Genomic DNA, 21,731 nt, shown 5'->3' on the forward strand with positions numbered 1-21,731 from the left:
TTCGCCGGCGATCCGGCCTGCGACCTCGCCGCCGCCTGGAGCCTGCTGCCGGACGACACCGCTGACCTCTTCCACGCCGCCTACCAGCCGGCCCCGGAGGCCGCGACCCTGCGCCGCGCCCGCGGATGGGCAGTGCTCCGCGCCCTCAGCGGCCTCCTCATCGGCGAGGCCGGCGTCCACGGCCGGCCAGGCGGCAAAGCCACCTGGGGCCCACCCGCCCACGCCGCACTGCAACGCCTCATCGCAACAGCCCAGCGCTGATCGATCACACTCGCATACCTTCGCGCCGGACCCACCGTGCTCGGCATGCTGGGGTCTACTAGGTACCGGCCGTGAGGGCTCTCCACTCGGGTCCGCGCGACCAGCCCCAAAGTGACTTTCTGTAATGTCTCAGAATCGATACGTAGCGGTCACTGATGAGCGATACCGAACCGTAGCGACTTCGGTGCGGAGCAGGGTGCATGCGAATCTTCAGTGCAATCGGGGGAGCTGCGTGTCCCGGGTACGGTCGACTCCGACGAAGAAGCAGGACAGGTTCAGCGATTCGAGACCGACGCATCCGCATAGCGGCACTGCGGGTTGATCCCGGCGGGCTTGATCTACAACTCCGTGGATGCCTCGTTGGCAGCACCGCCGACACTGTGGGCACTGACCGCGCTGGCTTGGATGCCGTCGAGGAGCCAGGTAAGGCCGAAGGTGAAGCTGGTGTCCCAGTCGCTGTCCGCAGCGAGGGGGCCGTGGGTGGCAAGGACGGGGTACCGGTCACGGTTGGCGCCGAAGTGCTCCCGAGCGGCTTGTCGCGCGCCTTGCTCTTCCCGGGCCGTCCAGGTTGCCTGCATGAGCGCAGAACCGATGACGTAGTTGGACAAACCGTACGCCGCAGCGGTCAGGTGCGGCTCGGTGACTCCGGCCTCCATGAGGGTGGCATACAGGAACTCGCTGCGGGCGAGCACATTGGGGCCTAGCATCGGACGGCCGAGCAGCGCCGCCGACCAGGGATGTTCCAGCAGGACGGCACGCCATCCGCTGATCAGCGCAGTGATGTCGGCACGCCAGTCCTTGCTGCCTTCGCCCGGGATCTCAACCGCTGCGAAGATCGCGTCGAGGGCGAGGTCAAGGACATCGTCCTTGGTTTTCACGTGCCAGTACAGCGTTGTGGAGCCGGTACCAAGGCGCTCGGCGAGCCGCCGCATGGTCAGCCGGTCGGCCCCTTCCTCATTAAGGAGGGCTATGGCCTCGTGCACGATCCGGTCGCGGCTGAGCGGCGGCGCTTGACGCGCCGCCCGCGCGGGCGGTCGCAACCACACGTCTCCTGCCGATCCTGAGTGTCTCGCGCCCAATTCGTCCTCCTCTTCCTCGCAATGCCGAGTCTAGTATGTTGATCGAGCACCGGATCAATGATCCGGTTTCTAGAACAACGGGCCAGTTGGTGGGAAAGCGGTCGATCGGCAGGGAGGAACACGGTGGCGGGACATGTGGAGGTGGACCGGCTCACTTACGTGCTGCCAGACGGGCGACTACTTCTTCACGAGGTCTCGTTCCGCATCGGCGACGGCGTCAAGGCCGGGCTGGTGGGGCCGAACGGCGCGGGCAAGACCACCCTGCTGCGACTGATCGCCGGAGATCTGCAACCGGACGACGGCCGGGTGGCCTGCTCAGGTGGGCTGGGGGTGATGCGGCAGTTCATCGGCAGCGTCCGAGACGACCAGACCTTGCATGATCTGCTGTTGTCCGTGGCCCCCGACCAGGTCCGCGCCACCGCCGCGGACCTTGACCGCGCGGAGTCGGCGCTGGCGGAACACGACAACCAGGCGACGCAACTGGCCTATGCGCAGGCGATCAGCGACTACGCCGACGCTGGCGGCTACGACATGGAGGTGGTGTGGGACACCTGCGCGACAGCGGCCTTGGGCCTGTCCTACGACGCGGTCCGGGAACGCCCGGTGAGCACCCTGTCGGGCGGCGAGCAAAAGCGCATCGTCCTGGAGGTCCTGTTGCGCGGACCGGATCAGGTCCTGCTGCTGGACGAGCCGGACAACTACCTCGACGTGCCCGCCAAGCTATGGCTGGAAGATCAGCTGCGCGCCACATCCAAGACCGTGCTGCTGGTCTCCCACGACCGGCAGTTGCTGGCCAACGCCACGGACCGCATCGTGACCGTGGAAGCGCGCGGCGTCTGGGTCCACGGCGCGGGCTTCGCCACCTACGCCCAGGGCCGCCAGAACCGCATCGACCGGCTGGAGGAACGGCGGCGCCGCTGGGACGAGGAACACGCCAAGCTCAGACGCCTGGTGCAGACCCTCCGGCAGACAGCGGCCAACAACGATGCCGTCGCCTCCTCCTACCGGGCCACCCGTACCCGGCTGGCACGGTTCGAGGAAGCGGGCCCGCCCGAACGCCCGCCCAAACGGCAGAACGTCCGGATGCGGCTGCGCGGCGGTCGGACCGGCAAACGCGCCATCATCTGCGAAGTCCTGGAACTCACCGGTCTGATGCGGCCCTTCGACGCCGAGATCTGGTACGGCGAACGCGTGGGCGTCCTCGGCTCCAACGGTTCGGGCAAGTCTCATTTCCTCCGACTGCTGGCCGAAGCGGCGGACGGCGCGGTCCCCTCGGTACGCCACAGCGGTTCTGTACGGCTGGGTGCCCGGGTGGTGCCCGTCCACTTCGTGCAGACCCACGCCAGGCCCGACCTGCATGGCCGCACCCCCGCTGAGCTGGTGCTGGCCGGGCATGCTCTAACGCTGAACGAAGCCATGGCCGCGCTTGCCCGCTACGAACTCGCACCAGCCGCTAATCAGCGGTTCGAGACTTTGTCCGGCGGGCAGCAGGCCCGGCTGCAGATCCTGCTGCTGGAACTGTCGGGTGCGACGCTGCTGCTGCTCGACGAACCCACCGACAACCTCGACCTGGCCAGCGCCGAGGCCCTGCAGCAGGGCCTCGCGTCCTTCGCCGGCACCGTGTTGGCGGTGACCCATGACCGCTGGTTCGCCGCCGACTTCGACCGCTTCCTCATCTTCGGCGCCGACGGAACCGTCTACGAGAGCGACGAACCGGTATGGGACGAAGCCCGCGTCGAGCGTGCCCGCTGAACGATAAGGACGAGACGTCGTGGCCGTGGCTGCCGGGACTGGTACTGGGCATGGTCGCCCCTGGCGAGTGGGAGATCGTGGTGACCGATAACCGCCTGGTGAAGGGGTTGGACGCCGGCGGGAACCCGGTCTACCCGGTGTGCCACCGCGCTGCCGAGGTGATCCTGTACCGCTTCATAACTCATCGCGTGGTGCTTGATCTGGGGCTTTGACCCCCAGGCGCCTCGCAGGCAAGATCGCGGTCTGTGTCGGTTCGTCTGCTGTATCTGACTCTGACTCGGGTGTTCGGCTGGCTGGTGTTGCTGGGACGTGGTCAGGCATCCAAGGATGTCGAGATTATGGTGCTTCGCCATGAGGTGGCGGTGTTGAAGCGTCAGGTCGTCCGGCCGAAGCCGGACTGGGCCGATCGGGCGCTCCTGGCGGCATTGGCCCGCTTCCTGCCGACGGTGCTGCGCGCTCATCGGCTGGTCACTCCGGGCACCCTGTTGGCCTGGCATCGCCGGCTGATCGAACGCTCCTGGACTTTCCCCCACCGCCCTGGCCGTCCCGGAACAACCAAGGAGGTCCGGGAGCTGGTCCTCCGGCTGGCACGGGAGAACCCGGGGTGGGGGTATCGGCGGGTACACGGCGAGCTGGTCGGCCTCGGCGTGCAGGTCAGTGAGGCGACCGTGCGACGGATCCTGCGTTCGCGCCGACACGGTCCGGCTCCTCACAGCTTCGACGCCTCTTGGCGGACGTTTCTACGGCTGCAAGCGAAGGGGCTGCTGGCCTGCGATTTCTTCCACGTCGACACGATCTTCTTGAAACGCCTGTACGTGTTGTTCGTGTTGGAGGTGGAAACACGCCGCGTGCACGTCCTGGGTGTGACCGCCCATCCCACCGGCGCCTGGACCAAGAGTAGTGCTCGGCTCAGACCGAATCACGGGAACGCAGGATGGCTCGAACGCCTCAGGGAACAAGTCCATCGCGATCGCCTGCTCCCCGCTCGCGGGAAGCCAGATCGGGTGAGGCGATCAGCTGATCGTCGATCTTCATGTATGTGCTGCGGCGAGGTTTTCAGGTCTTTCGTCACAAACCGACCTTGGACACCCTCGCTGCATGTCCGGAGGCAATCGCCAACCTCAGCCCTTGGAATCAATCATCTAGTCTCCCTGGTATCCCTGGCGCAGAATCCGCTGCCCTTCTTCAGTTGCCAAGAATCGACGTCGGGTCTCTTCAAGAGCCGCCGAAAGCTGTCGTCTCGCCTCGGCCTCGCGCTGCTGTTCCGCCTGGCGTTCTGCTCCCCACAACCGGAGCTCTCCCTCCGTCCAAACTCTCGGCGCTGGTGGGGGTTCTGGCGGCCAATAGCAACTGCGAACAGCCCTCAGCCAACCCAGCAAGAACCAGAGGGCGAATGCCCCCAAGCCTGCGAGAAGGACCCAGCCAATCACAATGCCGAGAGCTTGCTCCATGGGATGAGCCCCTTCGCTCCATGAAACGCGTCACCAACATCATGCTTCCCGAGCGCTTCGGTGTCCCCCACAACGACGAGACGGAAGGTTTCATCGCCCCATCCGGGCGTGAAGAAGGCTGAGCAGGAGGAGCCGTCGCGTCCACTGCGCCCGAGGGCCTGTCCGAGGTTCAGCGACACGCTCTGCCCTCACCGAGGTCGTCATCCAACTCGACCTCAGCGACGACGACGCCATCACGCCCGAGGCCACGATGAAGGTGATCGAGCCGGCGGCCGTCCTCCTGCAGGATCTGTCCGAGCAGGACCGGCAAGCCCTCGCCAGCGCTTCGATGACACAGCAACACTCGATCGCCGTCGCGAAGAACGGCCGTCACAATCCGGACCGGACCGGAGCCGTCAGCGGAGATCGTCATCGGCACATTCTGACCCATGCGGATCTGAATTCGGTCAACTTGGCCTACGTGAAAGAAGAGATCATCATCCTCTGACCTGCTGGAAGGGGCCGACAAGCCTGGACAACTATGGAACGAGCGCACTCGGCCCCTCGCGCCGATGTGACGCTCCGCCACACGCAGAACCGGACACTGCCATCGACACGGAATTGTCGATCCTGCTGCCATGGTGCTCTGCGCCGCCCTCCTTCAAAGACCTATGCCGTTATCTTGAGTGACTCTTGGTAGTCAGACACGTTCGTAAAGTAGCGTTGGCGTGTACTTGCCTCACAGATATCTAGGTGTCTTCAGGCATGTCAGGTGCGCCGCCTCGGTACTCCGCTCCGGAGAGCCGTGAGAGGAACGCTACCTGGAGCCGCAGTTCAGTGCATGTGATCGGCATCGTGGTCTTCGCCGCGGCGGCTCCCTGCGCCCTACGCCGATTTGACCGTGTGCTGGGCGGCCGGCGCGGCGAGGTGATCGTGCAGCTCGGCGTGACGGAACTGGTAGAGCGAGCCTACAGCCCGCAGCAGCCCGAGGCGGTGCATGTCGTCGAGGAACGGGATCAGTCTGCGCGGCAGCCGGCGTTGGGCCAACAGAGTGAGCCTGCAGACCAGCCACGCGTGGTGACGTCCGACCACGAGAGCGCCGAGAAGCCCGGCCCCGAGTCCACTCAGCACCCCCGACAGGAGCACGAACAGGAGCTTGCCCCCCCAGCTCTTGCCCAGGGACGGAAACCGCAATGGAGAGGAATGTAAAGGCGACGAACACGATCGCGAACACGCTTCCAGCTGCGAAGGAACGAACCAACATAAGGCTTCTGTCGGCCCTCCACGCTGACGAGGCAGTGGTCGCGGTAACAAGCGGAGCCGGGCGCTCCACCAGCTTGACCCAGGTGATGAACACGATCGCAAGCCCGCCCAGGAAAGCGAACGAGACGGTGGCCTTTGCGATCGCCCGTACGAAGGTGGCCTGGTAGGCCGCGTCCATGTCAAGAGTGGCGGTCTCTAGGACGACAGCCAAGACGAATCCTCCTGCGAAGATCAGGAATCCGTACACGAGGCCACGGATGGGGATACGGAGCACGTCGCGGATCCGCAGTTCAGCAAATCCTGGAGCCTGGCTGAACCAGCTCTTGGCCCTGAACCCGATCACTATCGCGCCCACGAGTCCGATCACGAGCCCAGCGAGGACAATGTCGAGAATGCTGCCGGCTGGGAACGCGAACGTGATCATCAATCCGCTGACCAGCCCGGCCACGAGCCCGAACGTCGTCTGCAGCAGGCGTCGGCCGGCCGAGGAGGTGGTGCGACGGGCGATGTTCCACCAGGCCAGGTCCCGGGTGTGGTTGCGGGTCAGTGCTTGAGCCAGGTGGCTGAGCCGGGTCCGTACGTGGCCGGCGTCCCAGGATCGGCGGGGGCGGAACGGGTCGCTGGAATCGGTGGTGGGTGGGCGGGCGTGAAGCAGCGTGTCGATGAGGTGGTCCAGCAGATGATGACACAACGCTTCCAGGTCGTGGCCGAGCCTGCCGAGCAGCGGCGCGGGGTCGGCTTTGGGCAGGATGTAGACCATGCGGATCAGCCATAGTCCCAGCGGGGTGGCGGTCGTCGCGGCCAGCGCCGGAGCCGCTCCGGAGCCGATGGCCGACAGGACCTGGTCCCAGTCGTGGCCGGGTTCGGGTGGCAGGCAGGTGCGCAGGTAGGTCGGGGTTGAGGAACCTACGGACAGCCGTTGGCGGTACCGGCGAGTAACTTAGCTGGACGCTTCGGCGGGGCCCTCGGTCGGGATGAGCACGGGCGGACCCGGTTGGCCAGGCAGTAGCCCGGTCAGCGCAGTTCGGATGGCGGCCCGGCTCACTCCATGGGCACGGGCGAGAGCCGCGATCGAAGTGCCGTGGTCCTGGAACGCCGAACGCACCTTCTCAAGCTGGGCGCCGGCCAGTGTGGGCGGCCGGCCGCGATAACGGCCTTCGCCTTCGGCGGCGGCGATCCCTTCGACGATCAGCTCGTTCTGGATGTCGCGCTGGAACTGCCCGACCGCAGTGATCACGTTGATGAGCAGCGCTGTCGTAGCGTCGTTGGCCGCGAGGTCATGGAAGTTCGACAGCGGGCCCGACAGGACGCGCAGGACGACGCCGCGGGCCTGGCACCAGTCGCGCACGGCGTGGATGTCGATCAGGTCGCGGCACAGCCGGAACAGCTCCGAGACCGTCAGGACATCCCCGGGGTGCGCGGCGGAGGCGACCTTCGCGAACGCGGGCCGCTCCAGCGCCGGGATCTTCGACGTCGTCGCCGGATCCTCGAACAGCAGCACCCCCTCGGCCGGGCGAAACCCCTCGGCGACGCCTTCGGTTCGCACCAGCAGACCGGCCTCGGTAAGGATGTGCCGCTGCCGCAGCAGGGACTGTGTGGCGGTGGACGAGCGGGAGTAGACGATCCGCACCGGCGGCTCCTCGGATGGGGGACGAGAGCCCCTTCTACCTGTCGGGAAATCCTGTCGTCAATACGAGCTGGAAAACACCCATCCGGAGCGGCGATTCGTGCCGCGAAGTCCGAATTTCTGGGCAACATAGAGCCCGTCCGGCGAGGTGTCGGGAAATCACCCAATCCCGACATCCCGTGAGCGGAATCGCTCCAAGATCAATTCCTGCATGACGGCTGGGGCACGTTCGAAGGCGGAAGGCCTCGTGCCAATGTGTGCATTCCTCCTCCTCGAAGGCCGAATGCGAACAGGCCGAGTCTCCCTTCACCGTGGCCAGCGGCATGCTCTTCGTCTGTACCGACAGCGCCCGGCTCTCGCTCCGCTGATCCACCCGACCCACCCGCCACCGTCGCGCTGATCCAGGCCATCCGGGACTCCGCCCGGTAAGCGGTCAGTCTGTCGGGTTTGCGGTTCCTGCAGGCTGACGCGTCCACCCTGCGGAGGCGGTCACAGGCCGGTCGGGATGGTTCCGGCGCACGCGTGGGTCGTGGTACTGCGTGGACAGGACAATGTGGGTGTCCATCTGGCCGTGCTTGCCGATCTGCTCCAGCACGCCTTCGAGATGCGCCAGTGACGAGGCCCTGACCTTGAGCATCGAGCAGTGCTGCCCGCTCAGCTTGTCGACCTCGACCACCTCCGGGTAGTCCTCGGCGGCCGAGCTTTTCAGCAGGCAGGAGCTCGGAGCGCAGCGCAGTTCGATGTACGCCTGGATGGGGAACCCGGCCGCAACAGGATCGATTTGCGCCTGATAGCCGACGATCACGCCGCGTCGTTCCAGGCGACGGATCCGGTCGGCGACGGCCGGCGCGGACAGATGCACCCGCCGGGCCAGTTCGTTGTAGGACAGCCGGGCGTCGGCCTGCAACTCCTCAAGGAGCTTCCAGTCGAGGTCATCGAGGTCATTTTCCGATCGGAAGGAATTCACGCCCTTCACTTTACAATCGCGTCCAGCGGATGCCCAGGTACGCCTTGATGGCCATGTTCCGCCTGGCTTCTGGCTGTCTAGTGTGAATCCCGTGATCAGGAACGGACATGAGAGCGGAGGTGGCGGCGTCGACGCGCTGCCGGACCGGGCTTGGCGGGACTTGGCGCGGCGGGTCACCGGCGTCGTGCTGATCGACGGTTCGGCCGGCTACGACGCGGCGTCCAGACCGGCCGGGCAGCGCTTCGGTGAGGTTCGCCCGCGGGCGGTGGTGCGTTGCCGGGCTGCCTCCGACGTCGTGGCCGCGCTCGGTTTCGCGAAGGACAACGGCCTGCCGGTGGCGGTACGCAGCGGCGGACACGATTTCGCCGGCCGCTCCACCACTACCGGAGTGCTCATTGACCTCGGTGAGCTCACCGGAGTCTCCCTGAAGGACGGGTATGCGCACATCGGCGCAGGTACGCGGCTCGCCAACGTGTACCGGCGCCTCGACCGGCACGCCCGCACCCTGGCCGCCGGGAGCGGCCCTACCGTCGGCATCGCCGGGCTGACCCTCGGCGGTGGTCTCGGCTTCCTCGGCCGTATCTGGGGGCTGACCTGTGACCGGCTTGTCAGCGCGCGTGTCGTCCGCGCGGACGGCAGCCTCGCGCACTGCGACGAACGTGAGCACGCCGACCTGTTCTGGGCCCTCAGAGGCGGTGGTGCCGCGGGGGTCGGCGTCGTCACGGAGCTGTCGTTCGCGCCGGTCCCGTCCCCGCGGTGCACCGCAGTGGAGCTCCGGTGGGACTACCGGCACGCCGCCCAGGTCATCGACGCCTGGCAGAAGTGGAGCCCGGACGCACCCGACGAACTCGCCGTGAGCGTGCTGCTCACCGTCCCGGCCCAGCCGCACGGCCAGGCGCGGGTGAGTCTGTTCGGAGCGGCCGCCGGACTGTCGCCCGCACACACCGACGACCTGCTTGACGATCTCATCGCCAGGGCCGGGGCCCGCCCGCAGAGCAGGTGGCGCCGGCAGATGTCGTGGCCGGACACGCAAGCCACGCTCGCCGCGCGCGTGCCCGGCGGTGATGGCGGGCACCTGTTCAGCAGGTCCGGCTTCTTCCAGCAGGACATACCGCCCGGCCCGCTCGACGTCCTGGTCGATCAGCTGGTGGCCGACCGGCGAGCTGGCGAGTCCCGCGAACTCGACCTCACGCCGTGGGGCGGCGCCTACAACCGCGTCCCATCGCACGCCACAGCGTTCCCGCATCGGAGCGAGCGCTTCCTGCTCAAACACACCGCCACGCTGCGGCCGGCACGGCCCGGTACCGTCCTGCCGGAAAGTGAATGGCTGCGGTGCTCCTGGCAGACAGTCCAGTCCTGGTCCAGCGGCGGCGTGTACCCCAACTTCCCCGATCCCACCCTCCCCGATCCCGCACGCTCCTACTGGGGCGACAACCTCCCCAGGCTGGAGCGGGTGAAAGCGGCCCACGACCCCCACGGCATCCTGCCCGGCCTACCTCTTCGAGAGGATTCACCATGAACGACCAGCCCACCCACCCCGACGCCTCACCGATCGGCGACGCGCCCAAGCCCCCGATCACCGGCCGGGCCGTGTTCCAGGCCGAGCTGGACCGGCTTCGTATCCGAGAGAAGGCCCACACCCGCGAAGGTGACGCACTCGCCGCCGCCCGGCGCCGCCTGCCGATGGTCGCGGTCGATCCACAGACACCGCTGACCGGACCGAAGGGGCCGGTGCCGTTGATCGACCTGTTCGACGGCCGGTCCCAGCTGATCGCCTATTTCCACATGTGGCACCCCGGCCGGCCCGCCGCCCAGCAGTGCGAGGGCTGCACCTTCAACACCTCCCACGTCACCGAGCCGGCCTACCTGCACTCCCGCGACGTCAGCTACGCGGTCCTGTCCGAGGGCTCCTACGAGGAGAGCTCCCGCTATCGCGACTTCATGGGCTACACCGTTCCCTGGTACTCGGTGCCGCAGGAGTCGGTGGACCGGCTGATCGCCGGCCGGTACTTCGGCATCCTGGCCTGCTACCTGCGCGACGGCGAGCAGGTATATGAGACCTACTGGACCTCCGGCCGCGGCAACGAGGCGATGGCGCCCTCGTACGGGCTGCTGGATCGGACCGTCTACGGCCGCCAGGAGGACTGGGAGGACTCGCCGCAGGGCTGGCCGCAGCGCTGGGGCTCCAAAGGCGGCCAGTTCCGGTCGGCCGACGGCCGTCCGATGGCCCAGCAGCCGCGCCTGCAGGCAGGGCGCGACGACGACCTCGGCCCACTATCGGAGGGATCGACCAGATGCGCCTGCCCGCTGCACAACTGACCGCGACACAACGAGAGGAAGAACCCATGATCAAGGTAGCGATCATCATCGGCAGCACACGCCCGGGACGCAACGGCGAGGCCGTGGCCCAGTGGGTCGGCGACCTCGCGACCAAACGGGGCGACGCCGATTTCGAACTGGTCGACCTCAAGAACTTCGACCTGCCGTTGCTGGATGAGGTGATGCCGGCCTCGACGGGTCGCTATGACCTGCCACGTACCCGCGCCTGGGCCGCGAAGATCGACTCCTTCGACGCCTACGTGTTCGTGACGCCCGAGTACAACCACTCGACCTCCGGCGCCCTGAAGAACGCCCTCGACTTCCTGTACGCCGAATGGAACAACAAGGCGGCCGGATTCGTCAGCTACGGCGTCAACGGCGGCACCCGCGCGGTGGAGCACCTGCGGCTGATGATGGGCGAACTGCAAATCGCCGACGTACGCGCGCAGGTCACGCTCTCGCTGCACACCGACTTCGAGAACTACAGCGTCTTCAGACCGGCAGCCCAGCAGGAGAATGCGGTCGACACCATGCTGGACCAGGTCATCGCCTGGGGCGAGGCACTGCGGCCACTGCGCGAGCAGGCGCTCGGCCGAGGCTAGCGGGCAGACGGCAGACGGCAAGGAGCATGTCATGTCCCTGCTCCACACGGTGGGGATAACGGTCGGCTGCGTCCTGGCCCTCGCGCCGGCGCTGCTGCCCTCCGTCCCTCCCAGCAGGCGGTGGCCGCACGTCGTCATGGCGTCTGGCATGGCGGCAGGGCATCTGGGCGGCCTGTTCCTGCCCGTCGCGGTGCTCGCGCTGCTGACCGCCGGCTGGCTGTGCGGCTCTCCTTCCCGCCGCGCAGAGGCCGGTCACCACATCCAGGACTTCGTGATCATGCCCATCCTGTTGGTGCTGACGGCGTCCGACGACGCCGCTGTCGCCAACATCCCGTCCGGCGGACACGCACATGGCGGCGGTGCGCCGGCCACGCTGGCCCTGATCATCGGGTTGGCCTGGACCTGCGCCCGGCTCATCCGCATCCTGCCCAACCAGGGCATGCCTCGAAGAAGGATCGGCCAGGAACTGTGCGCGGCCGGAATGGCGGCCAGCATGGCCTTCATGACCGCGCTGGGGCTGTGATCGGGCGCTAGCCAGATCGTATGCGCGCGGCCGGCCACCTCCGTGCGGACCGCGGACGTGCGCTCAGTCGAAGAGCGTGACGTACCGGCGGGACGGCACCCGCGTACTGCGGGATCGAGGAACCTAGGAACAGCCATTGGCGCTACCCGTCAGTAACCGGGCCGGACAGATCTCGCGAACTCTGGGAAATCTAGTTATGTGGCGGCGCAGTCACTGGTGGCGACCGCTGGGCGGCGCCCACCGCGCTGCGGGCGATGCCCAGGAAGCCGATCGCGTGCTGGCCGTCCTCTGCAAGAACCTTCAGTTCGCGTGGACTCTGGGCTTTCAACCGGTCAACGAACTCTGGGGTTATTTCACAACTCGAGCGGCAGGGCGTGCCGTCCGGCAACCTGGCGGATCTCCTCCAGCGGGCACGGCGTCTTCCTGCTCTCACTCTGCAGGTCGTGGTAGAAATCGTTCAGCACGGTGGCCAGTGGGCTGTGCCGCGACAGCAGGGTCGCGACCCCGTCGGGCACGCCGACTGGCCGCTCTCCCGCCACCAATTCCGCACCAGTTCGCGACGCCCCGGCCAGTCGGTTCACCAGGAACGTCGCTCTGGTAGGTCTCGGCTCGTGTACCTGGCCGGTGGCCACCGGCCAGGTGATCAGCCATCCTGGGCGGCGACGTTCCGGCCGGTCATCTCGCGCACGTTGGCGGTCTCGGCCGGCGTCATCGAGACCGACCGGCTGAGGAAGTCGTAGATCACGGAGAGCTGCTCGTTGCTGTAGCCGTCCAGGAGCTCCTTCACCCGTCGGCCACCCGTCTCCAGGGAGGCGTTGATCGGGAGCTCCTCCTCCGGGATGGGCATGATGATCACCCGGCGGCGGTCCTCTGCGTCGCGCACCCTTCGGACGTAGCCCGGCTTCTCCAGGCGGTCCACGACGCCGGTGATCGCGCCCGTGGTGAGGCCGGTGAGCTCGGCGAGCTGGCCTGCCGTGATCGGCCCGGTCCTGCTCAGTATGTCCAGGCACCTGGCGTCGGTCGCGTTCAGGCCGAGCTGGTCGGCGATGGCCTGGCTGTAGAGGACGGCACTCGCGGTGTAGGCACGGACCGCCTTCTGGACCAGCCCGAGGAGCTCTGGACGCGAGGTCTCCAGCATTGACATCTCCCAACTTGTTCCCTTAGTTTGCTAAGAGACTTTCCTTAGTGAACTAAACCTACGACTCCCTTAAGAGAATACTTCGGTCGGGATACCGGAGCCCCCAATCCATCGCTAACCGGAGCGTCAGAAATGTCCTCAACGCCGCACGCCGCGCAACCCCCGGACTCTGAGCCGGGGTCGCACGCCCGACGCTGGCCCGCCCTGTTCGTCGTCCTGCTGGCCGCCTTCATGGATCTGGCGGACAACACCATCGTCACGGTGGCCCTCCCCGAGATCCAGCGGGACCTCAAGGCCACCAACGCCGACCTTCAGTGGGTCGCGGCAGGATACGCGCTGGCCTTTGCCATCATGCTCATCACAGGCGGCCGCATCGGAGACGTGTTCGGCCGCAAGAAGACCTTCATCGCCGGGATCGTCGGCTTCACCGTAGCCTCCGCCCTGGCCGGAGCCGCGCAGAACCCCGAGACCCTGATCGGCTCCCGCACCCTCCAAGGCGCGATGGCCGCGGTGATGATCCCGCAGGTGCTCACCTACATCCAGGTGAGCTTCACGTCTAAGGAACGCCCCAAAGCGCTCGGCCTGTACGGCATGATCCTCGCCCTCGCGGGCGTGAGCGGACCGCTGCTCGGCGGGATCCTGATCAACGCTGACGTCTTCGGATGGGGCTGGCGCACCATCTTCCTGGTCAACATTCCCATCGGAGTCATCGCCGTCATCGGGACCGCCGTGCTCATGCCGGAGTCCCGGGCCGAGCACGCGCGCCGACTCGACCTTGGGGGCGTCCTGCTCGTCACGCTCGCCCTCTTCGCGGTGTTCTACCCACTGGTGCAGGGACGGGACCTCGACTGGCCGGTCTGGACGTACCTCACCATGGCAGCGAGCGTGCCCCTGCTGGTGTTGTTCGTCCTGTACGAGCGGCACAAGTCCCGCAAGGACGACTCCCCTCTCATCGACCTCGGCCTGTTCCGCGAGCGAGGGGTCGTTCCCGGCCTGTTCGTCGCCCTGATCTTCTTCGCCGGCGGCAGCTTCTTCTTCATCCTGACACTGCACATCCAGATCGCGCTCGGCTACACACCGCTTCGCGCCGGGCTCACCTTCCTTCCCTTCGCCTTCGGCGTGATCATCGGCTCGGGAGCCGCCACCCAGCTTGCCCCGCGTGTGGGCCGTATGGTGGTCAGCATCGGCTCGCTCGCCATGGGCGGTGCGGTCGGCGGCATGATCTACACCCTGACCCGCACCGGCGGAGACCTCAGCCCCTGGCACCTGGTCCCGTCCATGGTGGTGGCCGGCATCGGCCTGGCCTGCGTCTCCGCGACCATCGTGAACATCACGCTCGCCCGGGTCTCCTCGCGCCACGCGGGGTCCGCCTCCGGAGTGGTCAACACGACGGTCCAGCTGAGCGCGGCCGTCGGCATCGCGGTGATCGGGGCCATATTCTTCGGCCTGCTCTCGACCAACTCCGCGAGCGCGGCTAGGGAGGGCACGGCCGGGCTCGGCAGGGCGCTGGCCTCAGCGGGCGTCTCGCAGACCGACGCCGAGCAGGCCGTCGGGTCGGTGAACGACTGCTTCCGCGACCGCATGAGCTCAGACGACGCGTCGACCAACCCGGCAAGCTGCGGGCAGCTCTTCAGCCGTCTCGAGCTGTCGACACCGCAGGCCTCGGACCAGGTGCTCGAAGCCGTGCGCAGGGCGACCATCGCCGACTTCCTCCGCTCCAGCGAGCAGAGCCTGTGGTGCGTCGTGGGCCTGCTCGGGCTGAGCTTCCTGGCGAGTTTCCTCCTTCCCGTGGGACCCGTGAAGACCGGGAAGCCGGAGAATGGCTCGAATCAGGAGACGAGGATCACCATAAGCTGACACGAATACCGGGAGGCGCTCGATATTGATATCCGCGCCTCCAGGTGCGCTTTTCGTCGCTCGGGAGTCCATTTCGTGCACCCTTCAACCACAGGGCGATTTCAACGTTACCCGTCCGGATGACCGTTCCCTGGTGTCTGGATCGGCTGCCGTAACATAGCGTGACACTGAGACAAGGATGACCTTCTGTCTGTGATCACGGGAGTTCTCACTTCCACATCACCTACAAGAAGGTCACCGGTGTCTGCGCCTGCCCCACAATGTCATCCGCGCAGGTCACTCAAAGCTTTGCTTGGTTTCTCTTGGCTTGCACGCGTTCGGGCGGGGGCGGGAGACCGGAGGCAGTAGGGTGATCCGCTGTGCTTCTTGGCCTGGCCTATCTCACCGTCACGAACACTTTCGCGCGTCGCCGGAAGAACTTGACCGGGCGCCAGGCTCTGGCATGTCTGGGCTGGGCTGAGGGTGAGGGAGCACCGCACATCGTCCGGACCGGCCCATGTGCCCGGGCCGGTCGAGGATGGAGCGGGCTTCGTCGGGGCGCAGCGTGTGGCCGTGGTCGAACGCCGCGGCGAACTCCACCTCGCCGAGCGCGGTACGGGCGGCGAAGGCGGTCCGGTCCAGATCGCCCTGTTCGGCGGGCGTGACCACTCTCCGGATCGACTCCCGGGCCGCCGCGGCCGCCCCGAGCAACTGGGCGGCGTGGTGGAGGCGGCCGTCGAGCGCGCAGGCGCCGGCCAGCCCGGACAGCGCCTGCGCGACGTCCCCGCTGGCGCCCAGGTCCCGTGCGATGGCGAAGGCTTCCAGGTGGCGGGCCATGGCCGCCGCCGAGTTGCTGCGGAGCTCCTCGACGTATCCGAGTTCGACGAGAACGCTCGGCGCGTACAGAGCGTGTCCCGGTCCGGTGTCGTGCCGCTCGGTGGCGTCCATGAGGTTCCGCAGGTGTGTCTCGGCGGTGTCCAGCTTTCCCTCCCTGCGGGCGGCGAAGGCGAGCCCCATCTCCGCGAACACGGCACCGAGGGGAGAACCCTGCTCCAGAGCGAGCCGCAGCCCCCGCTCGCAAAACTCGCGCGCCGATGGGTAGTCGCCGCGCTCCATGGCGATCCAGCCCAGCCAGGACAGGCGCCCGGAGAGCTCGGGCCAGAGCCCGAGCTCCTCGGCCATCCGCAGCCCGTCGCGGTGCAGGCGGGTGGCCTGCTCGAAGTCGCCGGTCAATCCGGCGTGGGCGCCAAGCCACTCGGTGGCCTGCAGCAGGCCCCACCGGTCACCGAGCCGGCGGAACAGCGCCGCGCTCTGCGTGCCGTCACGTTCGAGGGCGCCGGGGTCGCCTCTCACATGCGCGTGTTTGGCCCGCAGGCCGAGGGCGGCCGCTACTCCCCACTGATCGTCGACGGCGCGGAACGTAGTCAGGACCCGGTCGATCAGTTGCCCGGTGGCGGCCACATCGCCGAGGTCGATCTCGGCGAACGCGAGGAACCACTCGGCCCTGGCCCGCCCTCGCTCGTCCGCCACGCTCTCGTACGCCCTCAACGCCGCGCCGTGGCGGGCCGGCCAGCCGGCGATGTCGCCCAGCAGGAACGAGATGCCAGTGTGCCAGGCCGTGGCTCTGGCACGGGCGGCCTGGGACACTGCGCCCCGAGCGTCCAGCGCCGCCTGGAGTGACCGCCGCGCCTCGGTCAGCCGGCCGCGCAGGAACCAGTACCAGGCCAGCGCATTGACCAGCCGTAGCGCGAGTCCGGCGGCACCGTGGCGGGCCGCACCCTCGAGCGCGCGGTGCAGGTTGGCCGCCTCAACGTCCAGTCGCTGCATCCAGAGCCGCTGGTTCGGTCCGTACAGGTGAGGCTCGGCCTGCTCGGCCAGCTCGGCGTAGTGGGAGCAGTGCCGCAGCCGAATCCGCGGCAACTCGCCGACCTCCTGCAAGCGCTCCGTGCAGTAGGCCGCCACCGACTCCAGCAGCCGGTAGCGGGGGTCGTCGTCACCACGGTCGGATATGACGACCAGCGACCGGTCCACCAGGCGCGCCAGGATGTCGAGCACCTCGTCGGGGCCTACGTCGCCGGCCGCGCAGATCGCCTGGGCGGCCTCCAGAGTGCAGCCGTCAGCGAGGACGGCCAGGCGGCGCAGCACGATGCGCTCGGGCTCGGTGAGCAGCTGCCAGCTCCAGTCGATCATCGCCATGAGCGTCTGCTGTCGTGGCGGAGCACCTCGGTGTCCTGTCGTCAGCAGCCGGAACCGGTTGTCGAGCCTGGCGAGCAGGCCGTGTATTCCCAGCGTGCGCACGCGGGTGGCGGCCAGTTCCAAGGCCAGCGGAATGCCGTCCAGCCTGCGGCACAGCACCGCGACGGCCTCCGCGTTGTCCGGGGTGAGGGTGAACCCGTGCGCTGCGGCGGCCGTACGCGTCACGAACAGCCGCACCGCGCTGAACCGCTCTAGCGTCGCCGGGTCGGTGGGGTCGCCGGGGCCGGGGACCTCCAGCGGCGGCACTGGCCACACCACCTCGCCCGCCAGGCCGAGCGGCTCCCGGCTGGTCGCCAGGACACGCAGTCCGGGCACGGCGCGCAGCAGGAGGCCGGTGACCTCGGCGACCGGCTCGATCATGTGCTCGCAGTTGTCCAGCACCAGCAGCAGCCGCCTGGCGCGCAGGGCGCAGGCAAGCCGGTCGGTCGGCGCCTCTGTGGGCCTGGCGCCGCCGTCGTGGATGTCCAGGACCGCCATCACCAGGTCGGTGAGCGATCCCCTCTCATCGGGCATGCCGGGCCGCAACGCGCCCAGCTCGACGAGCCATGCGCCGTCGGTCAACGTCTCGGCCATCGGGGTGGCGACGTCGATCGAGAGCCGGGTCTTGCCCACCCCGGCTGAACCGGTGAGCGTCACCAGCCGGTTTTGTCGCAGCAGCGCGCGTACCTCGGCGACCGCGTCGTCGCGGCCGACCAAGTCGGTGATCGCGTTGGGCAGATTGGTCGCGGGCGCAGGGCCGAGCGGTGCGTTGAGCCCGCGGTCATGAGCCAGGATCGACCGGTGCAGCCCGGCCAGGGCGGGACCGGGGTCCAGGCCAAGCTCCTCGGCCAGGTGGGCGCGCGACTCCTCGTAGCTGCTCAGGGCCTCGCCCTGCCGCCCGGCCCGGTAGAGGGCGAGCATGTGCAGGGCGCGCGGCCGCTCCCTCAGCGGGTGCCGGGCCAGCAACTCACCGAGCTCACCGGCGACCGTGGCGTGCATGCCGAGCGCGAGCCGGGCCTCGGCGAGGTCCTCCATAGCGGTGAGGCGTTGCTCCTCAAGGCGCGCGATCGTGGTGCGGGTGAACGCCTCGTCGGCGAAGTCGGTGTAGGCCGGGCCCCGCCACAGGGCCAGCGCTTCGGACAGCAGCTCGGCCTTGGCCCGCGGGTCGTCCATCTCGCCGGCCCTGGCGGTGAGGCTCTCGAACCGGTGGGCGTCGACCGCGTCGGCCTCGACGCGGAGCAAGTAGCCCGGCGGTGGGGACACGACGAGCGCTCGCCCGCCCGGCTCGGCGTCCTCCAGCGCCCGGCGTAGGTGAGAGGCCTTCGCCGACAGCGCACCCGGCGCGTTGCCCGGCGGATCGTCGCCCCATAAGTGATCGATGAGCAGGTCGGCGGGCACCGGCCGCCCGTGGTGCACGAGCAGGGCCGCCAGCAGGGCCCGGACCTTCAGGCCGGGCACCGCGACGGAGCTGCCATCCTCCCGCCACACTGCGAGCGGCCCCAGCACCCCAAAGCGCATGACCGCCACCATAACGCAGGCCGGCGACGTTTTCGGCGGCCTGCGTGAGGGTGGCGGGAGGTGTGGGGCCGCACGCCGGTCAGCGCGGGCCGAGGGCCTTGGCCACGAGCGCGCCGATGTGGTGGAACGTGCTGTAGTCGCCGGCCGTCACGCGATTCTTGGCCACGGCGACGACGGTGCCGGTCGCGGTGTCGGCGTACGCCGCGGTCCCCCCGCTTCCGGCCATGCCGAACAGGGTGGGGCTGTCGAGCGGTCCGGGGAAGCCGATGTCGTAGCCCAGTCCGCGGGTGGCAGGGGACCCGGTGACCTCGTCGACTCCGGTGATCGTCACCGTGGTGACCTCCCGCAGCCGCTCGGAGGAGATGAGCCGCACGCCGTCGACCTCGTCCATCAGGGCGGCGTACATGCGTGCCACGGCGCGGGCGGTCATGACGCCGCCCGCCGGGATGTCGGCGGCGAGCACGTCGTCGCGGTTGCAGTAGGCCGCGGTCGGCAGGGCCGCGGGCGGCGCCGCCGTCCATCCGTCCACGACCCTGAAGAACGGCACCTGCCCGGCCATCGCGGCGATCATGTCCGGGGTCAGCTCCATGCCGCCCGCCGCCTCCTCCAGACGGGCCTGCCGGCCGAGTTCGGAGGCCGGTACGCCGAAGAACAGCTCGTCCACGACGCCCAGCGGCCCGGCCACCTCGTCGCGGAGCACCTGGGAGATCGGCCGGCCGGTGGCCCGGCGCGCGATCTCGCCGGCGATGTAGCCGAACGACTGCGAGTGATATCCGGTCCTGGTGCCGGGTTCCCACCACGGTGCGGCGTCGGCGATCGCCGTGCACATCTTGTCCCAGTCGGTCAGATCCTCCGGTGTCGTGCCCTGCGGGAGGCCGGGCACGCCGACTGAGTGGTTGAGCACGTGGCGCACGGTGGCGCGCTCCTTGCCATGCGCGCCAAACTCCGGCCAAAGCTCTACAACCGGAGTGTCGTACGTGAGAGCGCCCCGTTCCACGAGCACGTGCACGACGGTGGAGGTCACCCCCTTGCCGGTCGAGGTGACATGGAACGGCGTGTCCAGCGTGACCGGCCTGCCGGTCACCGGGTCGGCCTGGCCGGCGACGGCGTCGACCACCAGGTCGCCGCGATGGTAGACGGCGACCTGCAGGCCCCGTTCGGTGTCGGACTCGACCAGCAGGTCGATGGCGTCCTGCGTCTGCTGCTGAATGTCGATCATGGCGATATTTCCTCTTTCGTGGGGGTTGCTGTGGTGGGGCGCAACGGGGGATCGGTGCTTAATTCGCGGCGAGAGGGGGTCGCGCGTGGCCGCGTACCGGCTCGTGTGCCAGGACGACGACACCCGATCCGAACGTCCTCGTGCCGGTCAGGCGGAACCGTGTCTCGCTCCAGCCGGCGAACAGGCTCTCGCCGCGCCCCAGGACGACGGGATGAACCCAGACCCGGATCTCGTCGATGAGGTCGTGCCGCGTCAGCGTCCGGGCCAGCTCGCCGCACCCGAACATCAGGATGTCCTGGCCGGGCTGTCGCTTGAGCTCACGCACCGCTTCGACGACATCGCCCTTGACCAGGCTCGAGTTGGTCCAGCCGACCTCGTTGAGGGTGGTCGACACGATGTACTTGGGCATGTTGTTGATCCGGCCGGTGAAATCCTCCGGCGCGGGTCCCTCTTTGCTCATGGACGGCCAGGAATCGGCGAACCCCTGGTAGGTGACCCGCCCCATCAGCAGGGCGTCCGCGGCGAACAACTGATCGCGGGCGTAGGCCTCATACTCTGCGGTCGAGTACTCCAGCGACCACTCGTGCGGGTTCTCCTGGACGCCGTCCATCGTCGCGAAGACCGAAACGATCACTTTGCGCATGGCATGCTCCTGCAGTCGTAACGCGTGTTGTCCCGGGATGTTGCGATCACGGGGGTGCCCGGCGGTGGGCGTGTCAGCAGGTGTACGAACGATTGGCGCGTGCCTCGCGCAGCGCGTACGCCCACCAGGTCAGCTCGTCCAGCGTCGTCTTGACCGTGGTGTTGCACGTCGCGGTGGGTTTGGGCCAGCTGCCGTCGGCGGCGAACAACTCCCAGTAGCAGGGCAGGCTGATGAGGGTGGGGATGGCAACGGCGTGCAGTTCGCCGAACACCTCACGCAACTGCGCCGCGGCGTGCAAGCCCCCCGATTCCCTCCCGTAGGAGACGAAGGCGACAGGTTTGGCCTGCCACTCCTCGTAGAACCAGTCGATGGCGGTCTTGAGCGGAGCGGGGAAGCTCCGGTTGTACTCCGGTGTGACCACCACGAACGCGTCGGCGGCGGCCAGCCTCGGAGCCAGCGCCCGTACCGGCTCCGGGACGGCCTCGTCCTGGTCGGTGAGGGTGTCGGGCAGACGGGCCGCGGCCAGGTCGATGAGATCGATGTCCAACTCCCGGCGCTTGCGAGCCTGGGCAGTGAACCAGGAGGCCGCGGTGGGGCCGAACCGCCCGTGGCGGGTGCTGCCGATGATGATCACCAGCCGCAATGGTGTGCCGTCCGGCATCTCGGGCCTCCCACGGGTTCGTGTCGTGGTCAACCCTGCGCGAAGGCACCTTCGGTTCGTTTACGCTCCTTCGCCTGTCGGTGGACCGGAATGCCGGGGTAAGCGTAAACAAACCGTAAGGACCATCTCGCAAAATGGGCGGCACCGGTTGAAGCTCACCCCGTAGCCGAGGAAGGCCCTCCCATGTCCAGTGCCGAGGTAGATGAGTTCGTGCGGACCAACCTGCCGCCGCAGCACCAGAACATCGTCCGTATCCTGCGAGAGCTGATGGCCGAGGGCGCACCGGGCGCGTCCGAGGTGATCAGCCGCGGATCCCCCGCGTGGAAGGCCGGCACCATCCTTGCGATCATCAGTCACAGCAAGACCCACATCACGTTCGCGTTCGCCCGCGGAGCGGAGTTCGACGACGATCATGACCTGCTGGAGGGCGTGGGGAAGACCACCAGGCACGTCAAGCTCAAGAGCTCGGACGCCTTGGACCGTGACGCCTTGCGTGACTACATCCGGCAGGCTGTCGCGCTCGATCAGGAGTAGCTCTTCGCCCAGGTGGAGGGCTGTCTTGGTGGTGATCGCCGCTACATGGGATGCGTCAGACCCAGCACTCCGACGGTCTCGCCCTCACCCTCCTCACCTGTGAGCCGGAAGCCGAGCCTATTCC

The 21,731-nt window shown here is 68.0% G+C and carries 23 protein-coding genes and 1 pseudogene; 14 read left to right on the forward strand and 10 right to left on the reverse strand.

From position 1 onward, the window contains the following. Positions 1–261: pseudogene (locus ACFPZ3_RS45275) on the forward strand (aminoglycoside phosphotransferase); the annotation flags it as partial. A gap of 338 nt (positions 262–599) precedes the next feature. On the opposite strand, the gene ACFPZ3_RS45280 reads toward ACFPZ3_RS45275, so the two are convergent. Further along, on the reverse strand, positions 600–1,307 hold the full coding sequence (locus ACFPZ3_RS45280; protein ID WP_379520591.1) for a TetR/AcrR family transcriptional regulator: 708 nt from the start codon (positions 1,305–1,307) through the stop codon (positions 600–602). A 156-nt stretch (positions 1,308–1,463) separates the two neighbouring features. Here ACFPZ3_RS45280 and ACFPZ3_RS45285 point away from each other — a divergent pair, with 156 nt between their 5' ends. From ACFPZ3_RS45285 to ACFPZ3_RS45300, 4 genes are all read left to right on the forward strand, one after another. Next, entirely contained in the window at positions 1,464–3,092 is a 1,629-nt protein-coding gene (locus ACFPZ3_RS45285) for an ABC-F family ATP-binding cassette domain-containing protein (protein ID WP_379520592.1), read from the forward strand. A 50-nt stretch (positions 3,093–3,142) separates the two neighbouring features. After that, on the forward strand, positions 3,143–3,304 hold the full coding sequence (locus ACFPZ3_RS45290; RefSeq protein WP_379520593.1) for a hypothetical protein: 162 nt from the start codon (positions 3,143–3,145) through the stop codon (positions 3,302–3,304). A 33-nt stretch (positions 3,305–3,337) separates the two neighbouring features. After that, positions 3,338–4,567 carry a helix-turn-helix domain-containing protein gene (locus tag ACFPZ3_RS45295; protein WP_379520594.1) on the forward strand — a complete coding sequence of 410 codons (1,230 nt, stop codon included), beginning with the start codon at positions 3,338–3,340 and terminating at the stop codon, positions 4,565–4,567. A gap of 226 nt (positions 4,568–4,793) precedes the next feature. Then, positions 4,794–5,030: a hypothetical protein gene (locus ACFPZ3_RS45300; protein ID WP_379520595.1), complete on the forward strand. Its 237-nt coding sequence runs from the start codon at positions 4,794–4,796 to the stop codon at positions 5,028–5,030. Positions 5,031–5,407: 377 nt separating this feature from the next. Here ACFPZ3_RS45300 and ACFPZ3_RS45305 read toward each other — a convergent pair whose 3' ends face one another. Beyond that, positions 5,408–5,716, reverse strand: coding sequence for a hypothetical protein (locus ACFPZ3_RS45305; RefSeq protein ID WP_379520596.1), 309 nt, complete (start codon positions 5,714–5,716; stop codon positions 5,408–5,410). Between the two features lie 461 nt (positions 5,717–6,177). On the opposite strand from ACFPZ3_RS45305, the gene ACFPZ3_RS45310 reads away from it, so the two are divergent. The 3 genes from ACFPZ3_RS45310 to ACFPZ3_RS45320 all read left to right on the forward strand — a co-directional run bounded on the left by ACFPZ3_RS45310 (position 6,178) and on the right by ACFPZ3_RS45320 (position 6,675). Further along, complete coding sequence (locus ACFPZ3_RS45310) at positions 6,178–6,339, forward strand: hypothetical protein (protein WP_379520597.1); 162 nt, start codon at positions 6,178–6,180, stop codon at positions 6,337–6,339. A 92-nt stretch (positions 6,340–6,431) separates the two neighbouring features. Further along, on the forward strand, positions 6,432–6,560 hold the full coding sequence (locus ACFPZ3_RS45315; RefSeq protein WP_379520598.1) for a hypothetical protein: 129 nt from the start codon (positions 6,432–6,434) through the stop codon (positions 6,558–6,560). Next, entirely contained in the window at positions 6,544–6,675 is a 132-nt protein-coding gene (locus ACFPZ3_RS45320; protein ID WP_379520599.1) for a hypothetical protein, read from the forward strand. Before ACFPZ3_RS45315 ends, ACFPZ3_RS45320 begins: the two co-directional genes overlap by 17 nt. A 50-nt stretch (positions 6,676–6,725) precedes the next feature. Here the strand turns inward: ACFPZ3_RS45320 and ACFPZ3_RS45325 are convergent, their stop codons facing one another. Beyond that, positions 6,726–7,415, reverse strand: a complete 690-nt coding sequence (locus tag ACFPZ3_RS45325) for a recombinase family protein (RefSeq protein WP_379520600.1) — start codon at positions 7,413–7,415, stop codon at positions 6,726–6,728. Positions 7,416–7,845: 430 nt separating this feature from the next. Beyond that, positions 7,846–8,388 (reverse strand): Lrp/AsnC family transcriptional regulator, encoded by a 543-nt coding sequence (locus ACFPZ3_RS45330; protein WP_379520601.1) that lies wholly within the window; start codon positions 8,386–8,388, stop codon positions 7,846–7,848. 82 nt (positions 8,389–8,470) lie between these two features. On the opposite strand from ACFPZ3_RS45330, the gene ACFPZ3_RS45335 reads away from it, so the two are divergent. From ACFPZ3_RS45335 to ACFPZ3_RS45350, 4 genes are read left to right on the forward strand one after another with little or no spacing between them, the layout of a single operon-like run. Then, positions 8,471–9,898 (forward strand): FAD-binding oxidoreductase, encoded by a 1,428-nt coding sequence (locus ACFPZ3_RS45335; RefSeq protein ID WP_379520602.1) that lies wholly within the window; start codon positions 8,471–8,473, stop codon positions 9,896–9,898. After that, positions 9,895–10,698, forward strand: coding sequence for a DUF899 family protein (locus ACFPZ3_RS45340; protein WP_379520603.1), 804 nt, complete (start codon positions 9,895–9,897; stop codon positions 10,696–10,698). The genes ACFPZ3_RS45335 and ACFPZ3_RS45340 overlap by 4 nt, the downstream gene beginning before the upstream one ends. Before the next feature lie 26 nt (positions 10,699–10,724). Beyond that, positions 10,725–11,300 (forward strand): NADPH-dependent FMN reductase, encoded by a 576-nt coding sequence (locus ACFPZ3_RS45345; protein WP_379520604.1) that lies wholly within the window; start codon positions 10,725–10,727, stop codon positions 11,298–11,300. Positions 11,301–11,331: 31 nt separating this feature from the next. After that, positions 11,332–11,823 (forward strand): hypothetical protein, encoded by a 492-nt coding sequence (locus ACFPZ3_RS45350; protein ID WP_379520605.1) that lies wholly within the window; start codon positions 11,332–11,334, stop codon positions 11,821–11,823. A gap of 353 nt (positions 11,824–12,176) precedes the next feature. Here the strand turns inward: ACFPZ3_RS45350 and ACFPZ3_RS45355 are convergent, their stop codons facing one another. Then, the gene (locus ACFPZ3_RS45355; RefSeq protein WP_379520606.1) at positions 12,177–12,338 is read right to left on the reverse strand and encodes a hypothetical protein; all 162 of its coding nucleotides are present in this window, start codon (positions 12,336–12,338) and stop codon (positions 12,177–12,179) included. Positions 12,339–12,466: 128 nt separating this feature from the next. After that, entirely contained in the window at positions 12,467–12,961 is a 495-nt protein-coding gene (locus ACFPZ3_RS45360; protein ID WP_379520607.1) for a MarR family winged helix-turn-helix transcriptional regulator, read from the reverse strand. Positions 12,962–13,093: 132 nt separating this feature from the next. Between ACFPZ3_RS45360 and ACFPZ3_RS45365 the strand changes: the two genes are divergently transcribed. Next, positions 13,094–14,818, forward strand: coding sequence for an MFS transporter (locus ACFPZ3_RS45365; protein ID WP_379520608.1), 1,725 nt, complete (start codon positions 13,094–13,096; stop codon positions 14,816–14,818). 387 nt (positions 14,819–15,205) lie between these two features. On the opposite strand, the gene ACFPZ3_RS45370 is transcribed toward ACFPZ3_RS45365, so the two are convergent. The 4 genes from ACFPZ3_RS45370 to ACFPZ3_RS45385 all read right to left on the reverse strand — a co-directional run bounded on the left by ACFPZ3_RS45370 (position 15,206) and on the right by ACFPZ3_RS45385 (position 21,073). Then, positions 15,206–18,550, reverse strand: a complete 3,345-nt coding sequence (locus ACFPZ3_RS45370; RefSeq protein ID WP_379520609.1) for an AfsR/SARP family transcriptional regulator — start codon at positions 18,548–18,550, stop codon at positions 15,206–15,208. A gap of 79 nt (positions 18,551–18,629) precedes the next feature. Continuing rightward, the gene (locus tag ACFPZ3_RS45375; protein WP_379520610.1) at positions 18,630–19,769 is read right to left on the reverse strand and encodes a serine hydrolase domain-containing protein; all 1,140 of its coding nucleotides are present in this window, start codon (positions 19,767–19,769) and stop codon (positions 18,630–18,632) included. A gap of 58 nt (positions 19,770–19,827) precedes the next feature. Further along, positions 19,828–20,412, reverse strand: coding sequence for a dihydrofolate reductase family protein (locus ACFPZ3_RS45380; RefSeq protein WP_379520611.1), 585 nt, complete (start codon positions 20,410–20,412; stop codon positions 19,828–19,830). Between the two features lie 73 nt (positions 20,413–20,485). Next, a complete protein-coding gene (locus ACFPZ3_RS45385) occupies positions 20,486–21,073 on the reverse strand; it encodes an NADPH-dependent FMN reductase (protein ID WP_379520612.1) in 588 nt (195 codons plus the stop codon). A 183-nt stretch (positions 21,074–21,256) separates the two neighbouring features. Between ACFPZ3_RS45385 and ACFPZ3_RS45390 the strand changes: the two genes are divergently transcribed. After that, positions 21,257–21,607, forward strand: a complete 351-nt coding sequence (locus ACFPZ3_RS45390) for a DUF1801 domain-containing protein (protein WP_379520613.1) — start codon at positions 21,257–21,259, stop codon at positions 21,605–21,607. The last annotated feature ends 124 nt before the right edge of the window (positions 21,608–21,731 follow it).

This window comes from Nonomuraea insulae (assembly GCF_042656245.1).

Excerpts from the sequence above, each read along its gene's own strand:
- ACFPZ3_RS45290 (WP_379520593.1), top strand. The coding sequence starts at position 3,143 with ATGGTCGCCCCTGGCGAGTGGGAGATCGTGGTGACCGATAACCGCCTG.
- ACFPZ3_RS45300 (WP_379520595.1), top strand. The coding sequence starts at position 4,794 with ATGAAGGTGATCGAGCCGGCGGCCGTCCTCCTGCAGGATCTGTCCGAG.
- ACFPZ3_RS45310 (WP_379520597.1), top strand. The coding sequence starts at position 6,178 with ATGCTGCCGGCTGGGAACGCGAACGTGATCATCAATCCGCTGACCAGC.
- ACFPZ3_RS45320 (WP_379520599.1), top strand. The coding sequence starts at position 6,544 with ATGCGGATCAGCCATAGTCCCAGCGGGGTGGCGGTCGTCGCGGCCAGC.
- ACFPZ3_RS45340 (WP_379520603.1), top strand. The coding sequence starts at position 9,895 with ATGAACGACCAGCCCACCCACCCCGACGCCTCACCGATCGGCGACGCG.
- ACFPZ3_RS45345 (WP_379520604.1), top strand. The coding sequence starts at position 10,725 with ATGATCAAGGTAGCGATCATCATCGGCAGCACACGCCCGGGACGCAAC.
- ACFPZ3_RS45350 (WP_379520605.1), top strand. The coding sequence starts at position 11,332 with ATGTCCCTGCTCCACACGGTGGGGATAACGGTCGGCTGCGTCCTGGCC.
- ACFPZ3_RS45360 (WP_379520607.1), bottom strand. The coding sequence starts at position 12,961 with ATGCTGGAGACCTCGCGTCCAGAGCTCCTCGGGCTGGTCCAGAAGGCG.
- ACFPZ3_RS45365 (WP_379520608.1), top strand. The coding sequence starts at position 13,094 with ATGTCCTCAACGCCGCACGCCGCGCAACCCCCGGACTCTGAGCCGGGG.
- ACFPZ3_RS45370 (WP_379520609.1), bottom strand. The coding sequence starts at position 18,550 with ATGCGCTTTGGGGTGCTGGGGCCGCTCGCAGTGTGGCGGGAGGATGGC.
- ACFPZ3_RS45375 (WP_379520610.1), bottom strand. The coding sequence starts at position 19,769 with ATGATCGACATTCAGCAGCAGACGCAGGACGCCATCGACCTGCTGGTC.
- ACFPZ3_RS45380 (WP_379520611.1), bottom strand. The coding sequence starts at position 20,412 with ATGCGCAAAGTGATCGTTTCGGTCTTCGCGACGATGGACGGCGTCCAG.
- ACFPZ3_RS45385 (WP_379520612.1), bottom strand. The coding sequence starts at position 21,073 with ATGCCGGACGGCACACCATTGCGGCTGGTGATCATCATCGGCAGCACC.
- ACFPZ3_RS45390 (WP_379520613.1), top strand. The coding sequence starts at position 21,257 with ATGTCCAGTGCCGAGGTAGATGAGTTCGTGCGGACCAACCTGCCGCCG.